Origin of the sequence: Flavobacterium sp. RSB2_4_14 (genome assembly GCF_051547085.1) — a bacterium.
GTDB lineage: Bacteria > Bacteroidota > Bacteroidia > Flavobacteriales > Flavobacteriaceae > Flavobacterium.
Genome location: NZ_JBPTTL010000006.1, coordinates 65815 through 86398, shown reverse-complemented (window position 1 = coordinate 86398; position 20584 = coordinate 65815). Strand labels below are relative to the sequence as shown.

Annotated in this window: 23 protein-coding genes; 19 read left to right on the top strand and 4 right to left on the bottom strand. The window is 32.9% G+C overall.

The window, feature by feature from the left end; genetic code table 11:
* Window positions 1–151 precede the first annotated feature (151 nt).
* The 3 genes from ACSVH2_RS11240 (at window position 152) to ACSVH2_RS11230 (ending at window position 2950) form a co-directional block, all read left to right on the top strand.
* Complete coding sequence (locus ACSVH2_RS11240; protein WP_438093279.1) at window positions 152–1108, top strand: zinc metalloprotease; 957 nt, start codon at window positions 152–154, stop codon at window positions 1106–1108.
* A gap of 87 nt (window positions 1109–1195) precedes the next feature.
* Window positions 1196–2377 carry a THUMP-like domain-containing protein gene (locus tag ACSVH2_RS11235; RefSeq protein ID WP_438093278.1) on the top strand — a complete coding sequence of 394 codons (1182 nt, stop codon included), beginning with the start codon at window positions 1196–1198 and terminating at the stop codon, window positions 2375–2377.
* 3 nt (window positions 2378–2380) lie between these two features.
* Window positions 2381–2950, top strand: a complete 570-nt coding sequence (locus ACSVH2_RS11230; protein WP_438093277.1) for a hypothetical protein — start codon at window positions 2381–2383, stop codon at window positions 2948–2950.
* On the opposite strand, the gene ACSVH2_RS11225 is transcribed toward ACSVH2_RS11230, so the two are convergent.
* Genes ACSVH2_RS11225 through ACSVH2_RS11215 form a run of 3 tightly spaced genes read right to left on the bottom strand, consistent with a single transcriptional unit; the run spans window position 2947 to window position 5246 of the window.
* Window positions 2947–3609 (bottom strand): M15 family metallopeptidase, encoded by a 663-nt coding sequence (locus ACSVH2_RS11225; protein ID WP_438093276.1) that lies wholly within the window; start codon window positions 3607–3609, stop codon window positions 2947–2949. The genes ACSVH2_RS11230 and ACSVH2_RS11225 overlap by 4 nt on opposite strands.
* Window positions 3610–3612: 3 nt before the next feature.
* On the bottom strand, window positions 3613–4917 hold the full coding sequence (locus ACSVH2_RS11220) for an NAD(P)/FAD-dependent oxidoreductase (RefSeq protein WP_438093275.1): 1305 nt from the start codon (window positions 4915–4917) through the stop codon (window positions 3613–3615).
* Between the two features lie 8 nt (window positions 4918–4925).
* Window positions 4926–5246: a rhodanese-like domain-containing protein gene (locus ACSVH2_RS11215; protein ID WP_438093274.1), complete on the bottom strand. Its 321-nt coding sequence runs from the start codon at window positions 5244–5246 to the stop codon at window positions 4926–4928.
* A gap of 169 nt (window positions 5247–5415) precedes the next feature.
* Between ACSVH2_RS11215 and ACSVH2_RS11210 the strand changes: the two genes are divergently transcribed.
* The 15 genes from ACSVH2_RS11210 (at window position 5416) to ACSVH2_RS11140 (ending at window position 19021) form a co-directional block, all read left to right on the top strand.
* Window positions 5416–5874: a MarR family winged helix-turn-helix transcriptional regulator gene (locus ACSVH2_RS11210; protein WP_438093273.1), complete on the top strand. Its 459-nt coding sequence runs from the start codon at window positions 5416–5418 to the stop codon at window positions 5872–5874.
* Window positions 5875–5886: 12 nt separating this feature from the next.
* Window positions 5887–6519 carry an NAD(P)H-dependent oxidoreductase gene (locus tag ACSVH2_RS11205; RefSeq protein WP_438093272.1) on the top strand — a complete coding sequence of 211 codons (633 nt, stop codon included), beginning with the start codon at window positions 5887–5889 and terminating at the stop codon, window positions 6517–6519.
* A 26-nt stretch (window positions 6520–6545) separates the two neighbouring features.
* On the top strand, window positions 6546–7115 hold the full coding sequence (locus tag ACSVH2_RS11200) for a YceI family protein (RefSeq protein WP_438093271.1): 570 nt from the start codon (window positions 6546–6548) through the stop codon (window positions 7113–7115).
* 282 nt (window positions 7116–7397) lie between these two features.
* Window positions 7398–8792: an anthranilate synthase component I family protein gene (locus ACSVH2_RS11195; protein WP_438093270.1), complete on the top strand. Its 1395-nt coding sequence runs from the start codon at window positions 7398–7400 to the stop codon at window positions 8790–8792.
* Window positions 8793–8796: 4 nt separating this feature from the next.
* The gene (locus ACSVH2_RS11190) at window positions 8797–9366 is read left to right on the top strand and encodes an anthranilate synthase component II (RefSeq protein ID WP_438093269.1); all 570 of its coding nucleotides are present in this window, start codon (window positions 8797–8799) and stop codon (window positions 9364–9366) included.
* A 58-nt stretch (window positions 9367–9424) separates the two neighbouring features.
* Window positions 9425–10423, top strand: coding sequence for an anthranilate phosphoribosyltransferase (trpD, locus tag ACSVH2_RS11185; protein ID WP_438093268.1), 999 nt, complete (start codon window positions 9425–9427; stop codon window positions 10421–10423).
* Window positions 10420–11205 (top strand): indole-3-glycerol phosphate synthase TrpC, encoded by a 786-nt coding sequence (trpC, locus tag ACSVH2_RS11180; RefSeq protein WP_438093267.1) that lies wholly within the window; start codon window positions 10420–10422, stop codon window positions 11203–11205. The genes trpD and trpC overlap by 4 nt, the downstream gene beginning before the upstream one ends.
* Window positions 11206–11210: 5 nt before the next feature.
* Complete coding sequence (locus ACSVH2_RS11175) at window positions 11211–11828, top strand: phosphoribosylanthranilate isomerase (RefSeq protein WP_438093266.1); 618 nt, start codon at window positions 11211–11213, stop codon at window positions 11826–11828.
* Window positions 11829–11833: 5 nt separating this feature from the next.
* The gene (gene trpB / locus ACSVH2_RS11170; RefSeq protein ID WP_438093265.1) at window positions 11834–13021 is read left to right on the top strand and encodes a tryptophan synthase subunit beta; all 1188 of its coding nucleotides are present in this window, start codon (window positions 11834–11836) and stop codon (window positions 13019–13021) included.
* 2 nt (window positions 13022–13023) lie between these two features.
* Entirely contained in the window at window positions 13024–13785 is a 762-nt protein-coding gene (gene trpA / locus ACSVH2_RS11165; protein WP_438093264.1) for a tryptophan synthase subunit alpha, read from the top strand.
* 161 nt (window positions 13786–13946) lie between these two features.
* Window positions 13947–14570 carry a TetR/AcrR family transcriptional regulator gene (locus tag ACSVH2_RS11160; RefSeq protein WP_438093263.1) on the top strand — a complete coding sequence of 208 codons (624 nt, stop codon included), beginning with the start codon at window positions 13947–13949 and terminating at the stop codon, window positions 14568–14570.
* Window positions 14560–15873 carry a TolC family protein gene (locus ACSVH2_RS11155; RefSeq protein ID WP_438093262.1) on the top strand — a complete coding sequence of 438 codons (1314 nt, stop codon included), beginning with the start codon at window positions 14560–14562 and terminating at the stop codon, window positions 15871–15873. The genes ACSVH2_RS11160 and ACSVH2_RS11155 overlap by 11 nt, the downstream gene beginning before the upstream one ends.
* Before the next feature lie 11 nt (window positions 15874–15884).
* On the top strand, window positions 15885–16964 hold the full coding sequence (locus ACSVH2_RS11150) for an HlyD family secretion protein (protein WP_438093261.1): 1080 nt from the start codon (window positions 15885–15887) through the stop codon (window positions 16962–16964).
* A gap of 21 nt (window positions 16965–16985) precedes the next feature.
* A complete protein-coding gene (locus ACSVH2_RS11145; RefSeq protein ID WP_438093260.1) occupies window positions 16986–18572 on the top strand; it encodes an MDR family MFS transporter in 1587 nt (528 codons plus the stop codon).
* A gap of 101 nt (window positions 18573–18673) precedes the next feature.
* Complete coding sequence (locus ACSVH2_RS11140; protein WP_438093259.1) at window positions 18674–19021, top strand: hypothetical protein; 348 nt, start codon at window positions 18674–18676, stop codon at window positions 19019–19021.
* 1 nt (window position 19022) lies between these two features.
* On the opposite strand, the gene yaaA is transcribed toward ACSVH2_RS11140, so the two are convergent.
* Window positions 19023–19781 carry a peroxide stress protein YaaA gene (gene yaaA / locus ACSVH2_RS11135; RefSeq protein ID WP_438093258.1) on the bottom strand — a complete coding sequence of 253 codons (759 nt, stop codon included), beginning with the start codon at window positions 19779–19781 and terminating at the stop codon, window positions 19023–19025.
* A 197-nt stretch (window positions 19782–19978) separates the two neighbouring features.
* Between yaaA and ACSVH2_RS11130 the strand changes: the two genes are divergently transcribed.
* Window positions 19979–20449 (top strand): hypothetical protein, encoded by a 471-nt coding sequence (locus tag ACSVH2_RS11130; RefSeq protein ID WP_438093257.1) that lies wholly within the window; start codon window positions 19979–19981, stop codon window positions 20447–20449.
* Window positions 20450–20584 lie beyond the last annotated feature (135 nt).

Sequence of the window (20584 nt, the reverse complement as noted above, 5' to 3'; positions counted from 1 at the left end):
TTGTAATTGAATACACAATAGAGGATTTTTAATTAACAATCTTTTCATTGAAGTAGTTCATATTTTTTTTAAATATAAATTAGATTTTTTTAAATTATCTCCAATTTTTTTCTTAAAATTGTATAATTATTTAACTAATCAACCAATTATAATGAAAAAAATCTGTTTATCCTTAGCCTCTTTAGTGCTTTTATTTTCATGTCAAAATGACGATACCGTTGAGAACAACTCTGCTAGACTTTCTAAAAGAGCATGTGCTTCACAAGAAGTATTAGAACGTCAATTAAAAGAAAATCCTAGTCTTGCAATTAAAATGAACCAGATTGAAGCATTCACCGAGAATGCAATGCTCAATCAACAACGACTAGTTAATGGAAAAATTGAAATCCCTGTTGTGGTGAATGTTCTATATAGAACAGCTGCAGAAAATATTTCAGACGCTCAAATTCAATCTCAAATCGATGTGTTAAATGCTGATTTCAATGCTACCAATGCTGATTACAATTTAGTTCCTTCTTTATTTTCAGGAGTTAAAGCAAATGTAGGTATATCTTTTGTACTTGATCAAGTTATCAGAAAAGCAACTACAAAAACTTCTTGGGGAACAAGAGATGCTATGAAAAAAACAAAACAAGGTGGTATAAACCCAACTTCTCCAACTACAAAATTAAACTTTTGGGTTTGTACTATTGGTGGTGGAATTTTAGGTTATGCTCAGTTTCCTGGAGGTACATCAGCTACTGATGGTGTAGTTTGTGATTCTAAATATGTTGGTGTAACCAGTAATTCTGGTTCAAGTTATCCTTATAACTTAGGAAGAACAGCTACTCATGAAGTAGGTCACTGGTTAAACTTACGTCACATTTGGGGAGATACAACTTGTGGTAGTGATTTAGTTGCAGATACTCCTTCACACAATGCTGCAAACTATGGTGTGCCAACCTATCCACATTTAAGTACTTGTGCTGGAACTCCGGTAGAAATGACAATGAACTATATGGATTATACTGATGATAGAGGAATGTATATGTTTAGCGCTGGTCAAAAGGCAAGAATAGATGCCATTTTTCTCTCTGGTGGACCAAGATTTTCTTTCGCACAACCATAATAATATTTTATGTTTTTTGAAAAAAACTCGTCTAGTTATGAAAAACTAGACGAGTTTTTTTTATACTTGTATATCAAAAAACAAACAATGCAAATCAACCCTTTGTTACAAAAAGATATTCAAGATTTTATTGATTACAACTTAAAAACAAATGTTGCCGATTTGGCTTTGCAAAAAAATCCATTTCCAAATGTAAATTGGATAGACATTCTTAATCAAATCAACGCCAAACAAAAAGCAAAATCTAAATTGCCTACTTGGTTTGATGCTAAAAATATCATTTATCCGGCTAAGATTTCTATTGAACAAACCTCTTCAGAAAAAACTGCCGAGTACAAATCCAAATTGGTTTCGGGCGAAAGTTTAATTGATTTAACTGGTGGTTTTGGCATTGACGATTATTATTTTTCAAAGAAACTCAAAGAGGTTATTCACTGCGAAATTAATGAGGAACTTTCCCAAATTGTAGCTCATAATTTTGAGCAATTAATGGCAAAAAACATACAATGCCTTGCTGGTGATAGTTATCAAATGTTACAAAATTTAAATCAAAAATTGGATTGGATTTATATTGATCCATCCCGAAGAAACGAAGCAAAAGGAAAAGTTTTCATGCTCAAAGATTGCTTGCCAAATGTTCCTGAATATTTGGATTTTTACTTTGAATACGCTTCCAATATTATGATTAAAACAGCTCCAATTCTAGATATCACTGCCGGATTATTGGAACTGAAAAATGTAAAAACCATTCATATAGTTGCTGTTGAAAATGAAGTTAAAGAACTGCTTTGGGTTTTAGAAAAAAACTATTCACAACCAATAAGAATTACAGCTTCAAATATTTTAAAAAATAAAACTGAAGAATTCAGTTTTGACCATGATACTGAGTGTTTGGTGAATTATAGTTTACCCAAAAAATATATTTATGAACCCAACGCTGCTATAATGAAATCGGGAGGTTTTGATGAAATTGCAATGCAATTTAAAATAGACAAATTGCAGCAGCATTCACACTTATATACTTCGGATACATTACAAGATTTTCCTGGTAGAATTTTTGAAATTCAAAATTGTATTGGTTATAACAAGACAGATATGAAACAATTTATGGAGAATAAAAAAGCCAACATCACCACACGAAATTTCCCAGATACTGTAGAAAATATTCGAAAAAAATGGAAAATTGCAGCTGGTGGAAATTTATATTGTTTTTTTACAACCGATGTAAATAATAATAAAATAGTTTTACTTTGTGACAAATTAAAATAACTAATGAAAAATATCGTTTTAGCTTTATTTCTATTCACTAACTTTAGTGTTTTTTCCCAAAAACCTTGCGAAATTGACACTAATGTAACTGACAGTTTAGGAACGTATAAATCGACCAAACAACACATAATTTTTGAAAGAAGCTTTGCCGGAAATTCAACCAATATTTTCTTCGCTCTATCAAATAACAATGGTGTTTTTGGTATTGAAACTCAAATTTTACAACGCAGTGGTGAATTCATCAAAGCCATTTGTTTTGATGCCAGCTCTAGAATTTATTTGCAATTAAGAAATGGTAAAATAGTTACTTTATTATATGCGGGAAGTGACAGTTGTGGTACATTCATTCGCGACGATAAAAATGGAAATAATAGAATTTTAGCTGGAACTTTCGCTTTTGCTAAAGAAAATTATGAAGATTTAAAAGTCTCTCCTATAACGTTTATGAGAATAAAATTTGCTGGAGAAACAATAGATTATCCTTTTAAAACAGAGTTCGTTTCCGAAATGGATAAGAAAAAATATGAACCTGAGAATTACTTCATCAATTATTTAAAATGTATCGAAAATTAATTTTCGCAGCGCCATTTTAAATTTTCAACTTTATCAGTATTACTTCCGCTTAAATTATAATGCCACCATTCTGAATCGAAGGATTTGAAGTTGTTTTGTAACATAATCTCTTTTAGAAATTTTCTATTTACTAAAATCTCTTCTGGAAGTGTTTGATAATTGTGACTGGCTTCTTCACCAAAAAAATCAAATTGGGTACCCATATTTAATTCTACTCCAAGCGAATCAACCAACGAAATATCAACTGCTCCACCACGATTGTGAATGGAACCTTTCTTAGGATTGGCAACAAAATTAGCATTGGGAACAATTTGCCACATTTTTTTCTGAATAGCTTTCGGTCGGTAGCAATCGTAGAGTTTGATTTTGTATCCTTTTTCCAAAAACATTTTATTGGCTTCTAGTAACGACTTTACAGTTTTAACTCGAAGGAAACATTCTGCACATGGATAGACTTTTTCTTTAAGAAAATTATCATCTGTGGCATATTTCATATCATATACAAAATCACTGCTATAGTTTTTTAAATTGACAAAAGCGTTATCATCAACTTCATTTGATATATCCAGTAAAGTTGGTGATTTTTTAGAATCAAGTTGGGTGGATTTGCAGGAAAACAAAATAATTGATAATAATGTTAAAAGGATTATTTTCTTCATAAGCTATACCTCATCACTAGTAAACGTAACAAAACTTTTCTTTTTGAATGGACGTATAATCAATCTGCCTTCTCTATCAAACCAAATGTAATTATACACCCAATTGAGGAAAACTACAGCTTTGTTTTTAAATCCTATTAACGAAAATAAATGCACAAACATCCAAACAAACCAAGCAAAAACGCCACTAAAATGATAATGAGGTAAATCGACCACGGCCAAGTTTCTACCAATAGTCGCCATGGCACCTTTGTCATTGTACTCAAAAGGTTTCATGGGTTGCTTTTTCAACAATTTAACTAGATTTTCTCCCAGCAATTTTCCTTGTTGCATTGCCGGTTGTGCCATCATAGGATGACCTTGTGGCAATAATTCGGTTTCCATGGAAGCGATATCGCCAATGGCGAAAATGTTGTCATAACCCACAACTTGATTGAATTGATTTACTCGAATACGTTCAACTCTCTCAACCAGCGATTTAGCATCCAACCCGGCAATTTTTGCCCCTTGAACACCAGCAGTCCAAATTACGGTTGCTGTTTCAAAAGTCAAATCAGAGTTGGTTGTAATTGTTCGTCCATCATAATTGGTTACACGAATATTTTTCCAAATCTTTACTCCTAAGTTTAACAGGAACTTCTCTGCTTCTTCGGAGGACTTTTCACTCATAGTGTTCAAAATTCTATCGCCACTTTGAATCAGGTTGATTTGCATTTTATCAATATCCAAATCTGGATAATCTTTTTGAAGAATGGCTTTTTTCATTTCGGCCAAAGCACCAGCTAGTTCTACTCCAGTTGGTCCAGCACCAACAAGCACAAAATTGATTAATAAGTTTCGCTCTACTTCATCTTTAATCAAAACAGCTTGTTCAAAATTCTCCAAAATCAAACTACGGATATTCAACGATTGAGGAATAGTTTTCATTGACATAGAGTAACGTTCAATGTCTTTGTTGCCAAAATAATTGGTTTTAGAACCTGTGGCAATGACCAAGTAATCATAATGCAAATCGCCTATTTCGGAAATTATTTTTTGATTTACGGTGTCAATTTCTTTAACCGACGTTAGTCTAAAATAAAAATCCTTGTATTCTTGAACTATTTTTCGAATGGGATAAGCAATCGATCCTGCTTCCAAACCACCTGTTGCCACTTGATATAACAAGGGTTGAAATGTATGGTAGTTGTGCTTGTCAAGTAAAACTACTTGAACATTTTTATTTTTGAGTTTTTTCGCTAAGGCAATACCTGCAAAACCACCACCGATAATTACAATTCTCGGATTTTTGGAAGTTGGAATATTCATTATGAAAATTATTCTTCTATGGAAAAAGCAACATCGCCTTTCCATTGCATAAATCCACCTTCGAGATTAAAAGTGTTTTCAAAACCTAGTTGGTTCATAATTTGGCACGCTTGAGCACTTCTTCCACCCGCTTTGCAATAGACGTAATAATTTTTGGTTTTATCCAATTCATCCACGGCATAAATAAATCCTTGTCCTTTATAAATGTCAATGTTTATAGCGCCAGGAATTATACCATCACTACATTCATCGGGAGTTCTAACATCTAATATTACTGCATTAGTATCTCTGTCTAATTTTGATTTCCAATCTTGTTGTGATAAATTCATATTCAAATAATTTTTGATTAACAAATATAACGTTTTTAGTAATTTAAATTCGACCCTTTACACTTCAAATAATCGCTATTAAAAAAATTAACAAAAAAATAACTAAACATTTGTATATACAAATAAAAAAGTATTTACATTTGTACCTACAAATATTGTAATAGTAAATATGAAAATTGAAGAAGTCATAAAATCAAATGTTACACTAAAGGATAGCAAAAAAGTCATTCTTAACATTATGTATGCACAAAATGTAATCAATGATAAATTCAATGAGATTTTGAAACCTTATGATTTGTCTGGTGAACAATATAATGTGTTACGAATTTTACGTGGACAAAAAGGTTCTCCTGCCAACATGTGTATCATTCAAGAAAGAATGCTTGCTAAAAATAGTAACACTACCCGATTGATTGATAAACTATTACTAAAAGATTTTGTAACCAGAGAAGTATGCCCCGATAATCGCAGAAAAATTGAAGTATTAATTACTCAAAAAGGACTTGACGTTTTATCGGAATTAGATCCAAAAGTTGACGAACATGAACATTTTTTTGCCAACAACTTAAACCAAGAAGAGCTCGAGAGTTTAAACCTATTATTAGAAAAATACCGAACAATTAAATAAGAATAATACATTATGACAAATTTTATTAAAAATGCCAATTGGCGTTATGCCACGAAAAAATTTGATGCGACTAAAAAAGTATCAACAGAAGATTTAAACTCGTTAAAAGAAGCGATTAAACTAAGTGCTTCTTCTTATGGATTACAACCTTACAAAGTTTTAATAATCGAAAATCCTGAAGTAAGAGCAAAAATACAACCTGTGGCTTGGGGTCAATCACAAATTGTTGATGCCTCACAATTGATTGTTTTTGCAAATATCACTAATATTGGTGATGCTGAAATTGATGCTAGTTTAGCAGATACTGCAGCAACAAGAGGAATTCCTTTGGATTCTTTGAAAGGATATGGTGATTTTATGAAATCAAAAATTTCATCACTTCCAGAAGATGTTAGAAATACTTGGACTTCTAAACAAACTTATTTGGCTTTGGGTAATTTATTGAATGCCGCAGCCGAATTGAAAATTGACGTTACACCTATTGAAGGTTTTGAACCAGAAAAAGTAAATGAAATACTTGGACTTGCAGCACTAGGTTTAAATGCCTCTGTACTAGCTACTATTGGATATCGTCATGAAGATGATGCTACACAGCATTATGCCAAAGTAAGAAAATCAAACGAAGAACTTTTTATCAATATTTAATCTATTAACATAAAACAATTTTAAAAATGAAAAACTTTAAGACAATTGCAATTGCATTATTAGTAGCATTTGGAACAACAGTAGCTACTGCACAAAACAAAAAAATCAATCTTGAAAAAAGTAACATCAACTGGGTTGGAGAAAAAGTAACTGGAAAACATACAGGAACAATCAATTTCAAAGACGGTGTAATTATTTTCCAAAAAAACAAATTAGCTGGTGGAATTTTCACCGTAAACATGGCTTCTATAACTGTTACAGATTTGAAAGCTGGAGAAGGAAAAGAAAAATTGGAAGGTCACTTGAAAGCGGACGATTTTTTTGGAACTGAAAAATTTGATACTGCAAAATTGGAATTTAAAACTATTGCAACAAAATCAAAAGAATTATACACTGTTACTGCTGATTTAACCATCAAAGGAATTACAAAACCAGTAACTTTTGATATGACTGTTAAAGGTAACACTGCAACAACTACCTTCAAAGTGGACAGAACTAAATATGACATTAAATATGGTTCAAAAAGTTTCTTTGAAGGCATCGGAGACAAAGCCATCTATGATGAATTCGAATTGACTGTTGCCCTACAGTTTTAATAAATAGGGAATAATTGTTATGAGAAGAGAAACCTTGAATTTATTTTCAAGGTTTTTTTTATTTTTTGTTTGAAATTAAAAAACACTTAGCTACATTTGTAATTCATAAAAAAAAGATGAACAATATATTAAACAATACTTGGTGGTGGAACATTTTACGTCAAACGTCGTGAACTGAACTGCTATAAGTATATTTTAAATCTAAATATCAAAAGGCTTGTCAATCACGACAAGCCTTTTTTTTATGCTGAATTTTTCAACATATCAACTAAAAAATAAATCATGAAAACATATCAATTCCATACACACTTCAAACAAATTCTGGCTGACACTATTACGCCAGTTAGTATTTATTTGAAAATAAGAGACAAATTTCCAAATAGTATTTTGCTAGAAAGCAGTGACTATCACACAGCTGATAACAGTTTCTCCTATATCTGTTGCAATCCAATAGCGAGTATTAAAATTGAAAATAGAACAATTTACAAAACATATCCCGACGGAAACACTGAAAACATAGCTATAAACTCCAATACCAACATTCCGAATGTTTTAGAAAGTTTTGCTTCACAGTTCAAACCCGAAAAAAACAACTTTAAATTCATCAACAACGGATTGTTCGGCTATATGAGTTATGATGCTGTGCAGTATTTTGAAAAAATTGACATCAGCAAAAAAGAAAATGATTTAGCCATTCCCGAATTGTATTATGCCGTTTACCAAAATATAATTGCCATCAATCATTTCAAAAATGAAGCGTATATTTTTTGCCACAGCATTAACAATACGAATAACATTGTAGAAATTGAACAATTATTACAAACCAAAACCTTTGCGAGTTATGGTTTTACCAAAGAAGGAAGTGCTATTTCCAATTTAACCGATGAAGAATTTAAAAACAATGTGACGCTAGCCAAAAAACATTGTCATCGTGGTGATGTCTTCCAATTAGTCTTATCTCGACGATTTTCTCAAGCATTTAAAGGCGACGAATTCAATGTGTATCGTGCTTTGAGAAGTATCAATCCTTCGCCCTATTTGTTCTTTTTTGATTATGGAAATTTCAAAATATTTGGATCATCTCCCGAAGCTCAACTCGTAATTTCAAATAGTCACGCCGAAATTCATCCCATTGCTGGAACTTTTAAACGAACAGGAAACGATGAACAGGATGCTATTTTAGCCAAAAAACTAGCTGAAGATGACAAAGAAAATAGCGAACATGTGATGTTGGTCGATTTAGCCCGAAATGATTTAAGCCGAAATTGCACTCAAGTAAAAGTCGAAAAGTACAAGGAAGTCCAATTCTTTTCACATGTCATTCATTTGGTTTCAAAAGTGACTGGAAATCTAAAAGGTAGTTCGATGAATTTGGTTGCTAATACTTTTCCAGCAGGAACATTAAGTGGTGCACCAAAACACAAAGCGATGCAATTGATAGAAAATATCGAGAATAGAAATAGAACTTTTTATGGAGGCGCTATTGGCTTCATGGATTTTGATGGCAATTTTAATCACGCCATTATCATCAGAAGTTTTTTGTCTAAAAATCATCAGTTGCATTATCAAGCTGGTGCCGGAATTGTTGAAAGTTCAACCGAAGAAAACGAAATGCAAGAAGTTTACAATAAATTAGGAGCATTAAATAAAGCTTTAGAATTAGCAGAAAAAATTTAAAACTATGAAAAAGATAGCAGTCATTGACAATTACGACAGTTTCACGTACAACTTAGTTCATTATTTAGAAGATTTGAATGCAGAAGTGACGGTTTACAGAAACGATGAATTTGAACTAGAAGAATTAGCAAAATTTGATAAAATTCTGCTTTCTCCTGGACCAGGAATTCCAGATGAAGCAGGTTTGCTTAAAGCAGTTATTAAAAAATATGCTGAAACCAAAAGTATTCTTGGCGTTTGTTTAGGACAACAAGCCATTGGAGAAGTATTTGGAGGAACGCTCACCAACTTAGACAAAGTTTTTCATGGTGTTGCCACCAAAGTAACTAAATCGGTGACTGACGAAGTGTTATTTGATAATCTTCCTGCTGCATTTGAAGTTGGTCGTTATCATTCATGGGTAGTAAATCACGAAGGTTTTCCTGAAACACTAGAAATCACATCAGTTGATGAAAGTGGACAAATCATGTCTTTGCGTCACAAAACGCTAGATGTGAAAGGAGTACAATTTCATCCCGAAAGTGTTTTAACACCTTTTGGAAAACAAATTTTAGAAAATTGGGTAAATAGTTAGTGGCCAATATTCAGTCGCAGTTTGCAGTATTCAGTTGCATTAATAAATAATTCACGAGATGAAAATAATTTTAAATAGGTTGATTAATCACGAAAGCTTGTCGAAAGCGGAAGCCAAAGAAGTTTTGGTCAATATTTCCTCAAGTCAATACAATCCCAGTCAGATAGCATCTTTCCTAACGGTTTATATGATGCGTAACATTACTATAGAAGAACTTTCGGGTTTTAGAGAGGCTTTATTGGAACTTTGCATTCCCATTGATTTTTCAGCATACAACACGATTGATTTATGCGGCACTGGTGGCGATGGCAAAGATACGTTTAACATATCAACACTAGCATCATTTGTAGTTGCTGGTACTGGAATTCAAGTGGCTAAACATGGAAATTATGGTGTCTCTTCCATTTCTGGTTCTAGTAATGTGATGGAAAGTCTGGGTGTGAAATTCAGTAATGAAAGTAGTTTTTTGACTAAATGTATCGAAGAAGCCAATATTGCCATTCTTCATGCACCGCTATTTCATCCGGCGATGAAAAATGTGGGACCAATCCGAAAAGAATTAGGCGTTAAAACGTTCTTCAATATGCTTGGACCAATGGTTAATCCTTCGTTTCCAAAGAACCAATTGGTTGGGGTTTTTAGCTTAGAATTAGCCCGAATGTATGCCTATTTGTACCAAAATACCGAAGTGAACTATTCCATTTTACATGCGCTAGATGGCTATGATGAGATTTCATTAACAGGTGATGCTAAAATGATTAGCCGAAATACTGAAAGTATCATTAATCCAAATGATTTTAAACTTTCAAAATTACAATTCGAAGACATCAAAGGTGGAGAAACCATCGAAAAATCGGCGAAAATTTTTATGGATATCATCTCTGGAAATGGAACTGAAGCACAGCAAAATGTAGTCTGTGCCAATGCCGCTTTGGCTATTGCAACGGTGGAAAATACTTCTATTTTAGATGCATTTGTTAAAGCCAAAGAAAGTTTACAATCGGGGAAAGCATTAGAAAAATTACAAAAACTTCAAAATATCAGCCAAACATCATGACTATTTTAGATCAAATAATTGCCAGTAAAAAAAGAGAAATTGCTCTGAAAAAAGCAGTTGTTTCGATCCAACAATTGGAAAATAGTGACTTGTTTAATTCCAAAACCATTTCCTTGAGTAAATCGATATTAAATTCACCATTCGGAATTATTGCAGAACACAAGCGACGATCGCCTTCAAAAGCTACCATAAATAATAGATTATCCGTAGAAGAAGTTGTTGTTGGTTATGAAACTGCTGGTGCAAGTGGTATTTCAATTTTAACTGACAATCAGTATTTTGGAGGTTCTTTGGAAGATTTGATTTTGGCTAAAGCAGCTGTCAAAACGCCATTGCTTCGAAAAGAATTTATTATTGACGAATACCAACTATTAGAAGCCAAATCCAATGGAGCTGATGCTATTTTGTTAATCGCTGCCGTTTTAACTCGTATTGAAATAAAACAACTTTCTGAAATGGCGCAATCACTAGCGTTGGAGGTGCTTTTAGAAGTTCATAACCTCGAAGAACTAGAAAAAAGTATCATGCCAAGCCTTGACATCATTGGAGTAAACAATAGAAACTTAAAAACTTTCGAATTGGATTTACAGAATAGTATTGACTTAATTACTCATATTCCACATGATTTTGTGAAGATATCTGAAAGTGGAATAAGCCAAATAGAGGATATTCAACTTTTAAAAAATTATGGTTTTAAAGGATTTCTAATTGGTGAAAACTTTATGAAAACTGATAATCCTGGGAAAAGTTTAGCACAATTCATTAATCAATTACAAGCATAGTGACAATGAAAATAAAGATATGTGGGATGAAATTTCCAGAAAATATTGGTGAAGTTGCTGCTTTACAACCTGACTATTTAGGGTTTATATTTTATGGAAAATCACCTCGGAATTTTGAAAACAGCATTCCAATTCTAGATACATCAATCCAAAAAGTAGGCGTTTTTGTAAATGCTACCTATGAAAAAATTGAAGAAAAAGTTAAGCAATATAATCTTGATTTAGTTCAATTACATGGAGAAGAAACACCCGAATTATGTGCTGAAATAGAAACAAATTTAGTTAAAGTGATAAAAGCATTTTCAGTAGATAATCAATTTAATTATAACAATTTAAGTAATTATAATAATTCCTGTTCTTATTTTTTATTTGACACAAAAGGCAACAATTACGGTGGCAACGGAGTAACTTTTGATTGGTCGATTTTAGCTAAGTATCATTTGGAAAAACCCTATTTTTTAAGTGGTGGTATTAGTCTAGAAAACACAACAGCTTTGAAAGAATTTCTAATAAAAGATTATGCGAAAAATTGTTTTGCCATCGACCTCAACAGTAAATTCGAAATAGAACCTGGAATGAAAAACGCAGCAACGCTTACAAAATTTATTCAAAATTTAAAATAATAGCTATGAACTCAAAATACAACGTTAACGAAAAAGGATTTTATGGAGATTTTGGCGGAGCATTTATACCCGAAATGCTCTATCCCAATGTGGAAGAATTACGTGTAAACTATTTAAAAATAATGGCTGAACCAAGCTTTCAGGAAGAATTTCATTCGTTGTTGAAGGAATATGTCGGGAGACCAACGCCACTTTATTTTGCCAAACGACTATCTAAGCAATTCAATACCAAAATATACCTCAAACGTGAAGATTTATGCCATACTGGCGCGCATAAAATCAATAACACGATCGGTCAAATACTGATTGCCAAACGATTAGGAAAAACTAGAATTATTGCCGAAACTGGCGCAGGTCAACACGGTGTAGCAACGGCAACCGTTTGCGCGCTCATGGGTTTACAATGCATTATTTATATGGGCGAAGTTGATATTGAGCGCCAAGCGCCAAATGTTGCCCGAATGAAAATGCTTGGCGCAGAAGTTCGTCCAGCCACTTCGGGTTCTAAAACTTTGAAAGATGCCACAAACGAAGCCATTCGCGACTGGATAAGTAATCCTATTGATACGTTTTACATCATTGGTTCAGTAATTGGACCTCATCCTCATCCTGATATGGTGGCGCGATTTCAAAGTGTAATTTCAGAGGAAATTAAAAGCCAATTACTAGAAAAAGAAAACCGTTCAACTCCTGATTATGTCATCGCTTGTGTTGGCGGCGGAAGCAATGCCGCTGGTGCTTTTTATCATTTTTTGGATGACGAAAATGTAAAATTAATAGCTGTAGAAGCCGCAGGAAAAGGAATTGATAGCGGCAAAAGTGCGGCGACTTCTGTTTTAGGGAAAGTAGGTGTGATTCATGGTAGCAAAACACTATTGATGCAAACTGCTGATGGTCAGATAACAGAACCATATTCCATATCAGCTGGATTAGACTATCCAGGAGTTGGTCCAATTCATGCCAATTTATATCAAACCAAAAGAGCTGAATTCATTGCGATTACTGATGAAGATGCGATGCAAGCCGGAATAGATTTAGCCAAAACCGAAGGAATTATTCCAGCTATTGAAACCGCACATGCCTTTGCTGTTTTTCATCATAAAAAGTTCAAGCCAGATGATGTAATTGTAGTCAATTTATCAGGTCGAGGCGATAAAGATTTGAATACTTATATTAATTATTTCAATTTATAAAAATGAACCGAATTCAACATACACTATCTACTAATAATAAAATTCTATCTATTTATTTTTCAGCAGGTTTCCCTAGTTTAAACGATACTAAAAGTTTAATTAAAAATTTAGCTAAAAATAACGTTGATATGATTGAAATTGGATTACCATTTAGCGATCCATTAGCAGATGGACCAGTCATTCAAGCGAGTTCTACAACTGCATTACACAACGGAATGACATCGGAATTGCTTTTTGAACAATTGAAAGATATCCGTAAAACGGTAACTATACCATTAATTATTATGGGGTATTTTAATCCTATTTTGCAATTTGGCGTAGAGGATTTTTTGAAAAAATGTCAAGAAACCGGGATTGACGGTTTGATCATCCCAGATTTACCGCTCGAATTTTACCTATCCGAATACAAAGAACGCTTTGAACATTATGGTATTGCTATGATTTTCTTAATTACACCGCAAACATCAGAAGAAAGAATTCGATTGATTGATGAAAATTCCAATTCGTTTATTTACATGGTGAGTACAGCAAGTGTAACGGGAAGCAAAGATAGTTTTGACGAAAATCAAATGAATTATTTTGAAAGAATAGCGATGATGAATTTGAAAAATCCTCAAATTGTAGGTTTCGGAATAAGCAATAAAACCACCTTTCAACAGGCAACAAAACACCAAAAAGGAGCTATAATTGGCAGTAGTTTTATTCAATTTATTTCAAAAAACGGAATTCACGCTATTGATAATTTTATCAAAAATATACTTTAGGTAATTTTTATTATATAATTGGAAAATAAATATTTAAATAATCAATATAGATATTATCTATGATGATTATTTATGTTAATTAATCGTTAATTTTGATTTAAACAAATGTTTAATTTAAACAAACGTTTAACTTTGCACTCAGTTTTAATTACGCATTAAAAATGACTGAGTTTAACGATAAGCAAATTGAAATTTTACAAGTAGCCGAAAAGCTATTTGCAGAAGTTGGTTTTGATGGAACCTCTATTCGAGATATAGCAAAAGTGGCCAATATCAACATTGCGATGATTTCCTATTACTTTGGTTCTAAAGAAAAACTTTTAGAGGCATTAGTTTTGTATCGAATTTCGGGTATGAGTTTACAACTCGAAACACTCAATCAAGAGAACATCTCTCCTATTGAAAAAATTGAAAGATTAATTACGTATTACATTCAACAGATAAATACAAATCGCTGTATTTATCAAATACTACATTTTGAACTTTCAAGTAAAAAAAGAGAAATCAACTTGGACGCCTTTACAACTGTAAAAAACAACAATCTAAAACTTTTGGAAAACATTGTTAAAGAAGGTCAAGCACAAGGAATATTTAAGTCCAATATTAATGTGGTTTTAATACCACCGTTAATCATTGGAAGTTTAATTCACATCCACATGAACAAAAAATATTATCAGGAATTGTTGGAATTAAAAAACGAGGCTGATTATGAAAATTACATTTTGACCGAACTTACACAACATATTCAAAAAACCATAAAAGCCCTTCTTGTTTATGAAAACTAAAATACAACTGGTTATTTTCATTTTATTGGTTTCAGTAACCAAAAACGTTGCTCAAGAAAAAAAACTATTGACGTTGAAAGAAGCCATAGAAATAGCAGTTAAAAATAGTACAGCATCGTCATTGGCAAAAACCAAAGTTGAAACATCTAAATTTGAATTGGATAACACCAAAAATATTCAATATCCAAGTGCCAATGTATCGGCTCAATATTTAAAATTATCTAATGCCAATGTTACCTCTAATCTGGGAAATTTAGGCGAAAATTCTAGACCTCTCAAAATTGACCAACTACTTCTTGGACAATTGAATGTAAATATGCCTGTTTTTAATGGTTTTAAGATAAAGAACAACATCAAGGCATCTGAAAGTAAGTATCAATCGGAAACGTACTCTCTAAAACACGCTAATGAAGAAATTGGATTAGAAGTTGTCGAATTGTTTGCAACTCTTTACAAAACCCAACAAATGACTGCTTTGATTGAAGATAATCTAAAAGTAGCTCAGCAACGAGTAAAAGATTTTACAGCTATGGAAGAAAATGGATTGCTGGCACGAAACGATTTATTGAAAGCGCAGTTGCAAGAATCTAACGTTCAATTAGCACTAGATAATGCCATAAAAAATATAGCTGTTGCCAATTACAAGCTAATAACTTTATTGAAATTACCAGAGAACACTGAAATTGCAATAGACATTGATGCCATTAAAAAAGAAATGGCAAACAATCAAAACAACAGCACTGGCGAAAGAAATGATTTAAAGTCATTAGAGTTTCAAAAAGCAGCTGCGGAAACGGGTATTAAAATAGCCAAAGGAAATTATTATCCTTCACTTTCAGTAACTGGAGGTTATATTGCCTTTGATTTAGGAAATGTATTGGCAGTTACAAATGCCATGAGTTTTGGAGTTGGTTTTAACTACGATTTAGCTAGTATTTTCAAAAATAACAAACAAGTCAAACTAGCACAAAGCAGAGCAAAAGAAACCCAATTGGCCGTTGAATTTAAATCTGACCAAATCAAAGAAGAAGTTTTTCAAGCACAAGAAAACTATAACCTTTCTCTTAAACAAAGTACTGTTTATGACAAAGCCGTTATTCAAGCCACTGAAAATTATAGAATTGTAAAAGACAAATACGATAATAACCTTTCTACTACTAATGATTTACTAGAAGCCGATTATGACCAACTGCAATCCAAAATAAATCAAGCTCTTTCCAAAGCAGACATTGCACAAAAATATTATGAATTACAATTTGCTTCTGGAAAATTAATAAACTCATTTAACATCACTCAAAACTAAACGATACCATTATGGCAGCTACAAAAACCAATAGAAAATTCACATTAATATTCATAGTATTACTCACATTAGGTGTGACTTATGGTGGATATAAATACATTCACTCTTTGTCGCATGAAACTACTGATGATGCTCAAGTAGCCAAAAAAATGAATCCAATTATACCAAGAGTTTCAGGTTATATAACCAAAGTATTGGTAAAGGATAACCAATTCGTAAAAAAAGGAGATACCCTTTTTGTAATAGACAACAGCGACTATCTCGTAAAAGTATCCGAAGCCAAAGCAGCATTAGCGGTAGCTGAAAACAATTTTGAAGTGGCCAAAGCTGACATTGGAACTGCTGAAGCTACTGTTTCTGTAACTGATGCTAATATTCAATCTGCTTATGGAACAATTGAATCAGCAAAAATCAGACTGAGAAGAGCTTCAAACGATTTTGAACGATACAGTAACCTTTATAAAAACCGTTCGATAACCAAACAACAATATGAACAAGCCGAAGCTGCTAAACAAGAAGCAGAAAGCCAGTTGAAAATACTACAAGAACAACAAAAAGCTTCTTCCTATCAAAAAAATGTAGCGTCAGCAAAAACCAATGTTAGCAACAAACAAGTACTAGTTGCTGCAGCTAATATCAAACGTGCTCAAGCCATGCTTGATGCTGCCAATTTAAATTTAGGCTACACCGTTGTTACCGCTTCTATCGATGGGCAAGTTTCAACTGTTGATATGCAACCAGGACAATTGGTTCAAGCGGGACAATCTATGTTTTATATAATCAACAATCAAGAAACTTGGGTTGTGGCAAATTTTAAAGAAACCCAACTCGATAAAATGCGTGCAGGTCAAAAAGTGAAACTTAAAATTGATGCTTTTCCCGGTGTTGAATTTGAAGGTGAAATAGTTTCGTTTTCTCCAGCAACAGGTTCAAAATTTTCTCTTTTACCGCCAGATAATGCTAGTGGAAACTTTGTAAAGACAGTACAAAGGCTTCCTGTTCGAATTAATTTCACTGAAAATAATGATAAAGAAAAAATACAACTGCTTCGTTCAGGAATGAATGCTGATGTTGATGTGATTTTAAAATAAGCGTAAAGAAAAACCATTTAAATGGCAACAGCAGTCGTTCAAGAAGATTTAGTAGAATTTGGTTTTCGCAGGGTGATTATCACTATTACTGCAGTACTTTGTGCCTTACTTGAAATTGTAGATACTACTATTGTAAACGTAGCATTGAACAATATGCGAGGCAGTTTAGGTGCTTCACTTACCGATGTGGCTTGGGTGATTACCGCTTATGCTATTGCTAACGTGATTGTAATTCCGATGACCAGTTGGCTTTCACAACAATTTGGTAGAAGAAACTATTTTGCGGCTTCTATTATGATTTTCACATTGGCTTCTTTTATGTGTGGAAATGCCGATAACATTTGGGAATTAGTAGCTTTTCGCTTTATTCAAGGTCTTGGTGGTGGTGCTTTATTAGTAACAGCACAAACCATTATCACCGAAAGTTATCCACTTGAAAAAAGAGGAATGGCGCAAGCCATTTATGGCATGGGTGTAATTGTTGGTCCTACTCTTGGTCCACCATTAGGTGGTTATTTGGTAGATCATTTCTCTTGGCCTTATATTTTCTATATCAACATTCCCATCGGGATTATTGCTACTCTATTAACTTTATCCTTTGTGAGAAGTCCAAAATATGGAGAAAAACTAAAAATCAATCAGGTCGATTGGCTGGGAATACTATTACTTTCCGCTTTTATTGGTTCGTTACAATATGTTTTAGAACACGGTCAACAAGATGATTGGTTCAATGATGTATGGATTACTAGATTATCTATTATTAGTTTTACAGGGTTGTTCTTTTTCATTTGGCGTGAAATGACCTATGAATTTCCAATTGTTAACCTGAAAGTGCTCAAAGACGGTAACCTTCGAATTGGAGTTTTGATGAGTTTTATCCTTGGATTTGGTTTATATGGTTCAACTTTTATCATTCCCATTTATACCCAATCTATTTTGGGCTGGACTGCTACTGATGCTGGTTTACTTTTAGTACCAAGTTCCATTACAGTGGCTATTATGATGCCTTTTATTGGTAAAATGATACAGCGTGGTGTGCCACAAACTTATTTGGTAGCACTAGGTTTCCTGGCATTTTTTATTTTCACCTTTTGGATGCAAAATATCATGTCACCAGACACAGGCGAAGAGCACATGTATTGGCCACTGATTGTTCGCGGAATAGGTTTAGGTTTATTATTTGTCCCTATCACAACGTTGTCACTTTCTGGTTTAAAAGGAAAAAGCATTGGTGAAGGTGCAGCTTTTACAGGAATGATGCGTCAATTGGGTGGTTCATTTGGGATAGCCATTATCACCACTTTCTTAGCTCGTTTTGGACAAGAGCATAGAGTGAATTTAATTGCGCATTTGGACCCAACAAAAGGTATTGTACAAGATAGAATTATAGCTATGCAACGAGGGTTTATTGCTAAAGGGTTTAGCCCAGATGTAGCATTGCAAAAAGCCTATAAAGTTTTGGATTATAGTGTAACCAAACAAAGTGTTGTGTTATCCTACATGGATGTTTTTTATTACCTAGGCATATTATTTTTAATATGTATTCCTGTTATTCTTTTAATCAAAAAAGGAAAAAACAAAGTTAACATGAGTGAAGCAATGCACTAATTAACTAATTTACAAGTTATTAACAATATAGTGTTTTCTGAAAACAATTTCTTAAATTTGGTCTTATTTTGTCAAAATAGTAACCTTGAAATCAAATTGTTATGGGACTTTTTAACTCACATGAAAAGAAAGTAATTGCCGAACTTTGCAAAAAAAGTGAAGATATCAGTAATGACATCAGCAAAGAAATCAACGAGCTTTTTGAAGACTTAAAAACAGATTACGAAGAAAACAAAATAGTCTTAAAGGAGTTTACTGCTTTTGTAAGCGAATTAGAAACTAAACTTTCCCCTCAAGATGTTGAAAAACTTCGCTCTTTTTCTTCTCGATTGTACAAAGTAAAACGTTGTGCCAAAAAAGGAGTTGAAGCCATGCGAGAACTAGCGCGTGATCAAAAAAAGGCGACTAAAGAAACTATAAGAGAATATCAAGAATATCTTTACGTTTAGATTATCTTGTAAAAACCAACGAATTTCCTTTACTCAAATTGGCATCAAAGGAATAACCTTCGTAGTTAAATCCTTTTAAGTCATCAATTGTTTCTGTATTGGTATCTAGAATATAACGAACCATCATGCCTCTCGCCTTTTTGGCAAAAAAACTAATCATCTTCAACTTACCGTCTTTAAAATCTTTGAACTCTGGCGTAATTACGGGAACCTTTAAATTCTTTGCATCTACAGCACTGAAATACTCATTACTGGCAAGATTAAGAAACAACTCTCCTGTTTCTAATTCATCATTTAAACTATTCGTTATTGTTTTTTTCCAAAACTCATACAAGTTTTTGTTTTTGCCAATGGCTATTGAAGTTCCCATTTCCAATCGATAAGCTTGCATTAAATCCATTGGTTTAAGTAAACCGTATAATCCTGATAAAATTCGGAGTTTGTTCTGCAAAACGGCTAATTTATCCTCAGGCAAAGTATAGACATCCAAACCAGTATAAACATCACCATCAAAAGCATAAATAGCTTGTCGAGAATTTTCAAGAGTAAAAGGTGTTTGCCATTCCTGATTGCGTTGCCAATTGAGCTCTGACAATTTATCCGAAATGGTCATTAACGTCGAAAGTTCTTTTGGCTTTTTCTTTTTTAAAGTGTTTTGAATGGTAGTCGCTTGTTGTAAAAACTGTGGCTCAGTATAACTATTTGTTGGTACTACTTTTTCAAAGTTTAATGATTTGGCTGGCGATATAACGATTTTCATGTTGCAAATTTTTAATTTCATTCTGTTCGCCTCATTGGCTTGTGTCAAAAATACAAATTCAATATTGAAATTCATAGATGATAAAAATGAATTGTTTTGATTTAGGTATTGGAAAAATTGATTGTTAAAATGTTAATGTCTTAGCATTTACCAAAGCAGAGGGCTAACTTGCCTATCTAATTGTAATTAAGTTTCTAATGAAAAAGGTAATACTAATCTTTTGTGTGTTTTCACTTCTGTCTTGCAAAAGCAAAAAAACGATTGCTACAGAAGCACCTAAGGAAAAAAGAATGGTGATTTTGATTCCTGCCGAAGTAGATGTTGCAAAGAAAAATAGAGCTTATGATTTAGGCAAAAGACTAATTGAAACTTGTAATACTTCGCGATTTAAAGCATTTAACAGTAGTGAAGCTACAGAAAAAGTAAGGCAAAACGCTACCGCCGAAAAAATTTCTGCTACTTGCAAAAAGATAAACCAAAGAAACGGAAAATTTATAGCACTAAACCTCATCGATGTAACACATGATGAATTTAACGATGAATATATCTTTCGATACGCTATTGACTATGAAAAAAAGTTATTCAAAAGAGAATTGAAAGTTACCGTTACAACCGATAACAAAGTTTCTGCTATTGCTACACAAGAAATAAAAGCAAAGCCAATGTAATTAACTTGTTTTAATACATTAACATCTTATTCTATTATTTAAAAAAATATTTTATCTACTACAAAACACCTCTTTGAACAGAAGGTGTTTTTTTTATCCTTTTCCTTTAAAAATACTTCTCAAAAACCTTACCAA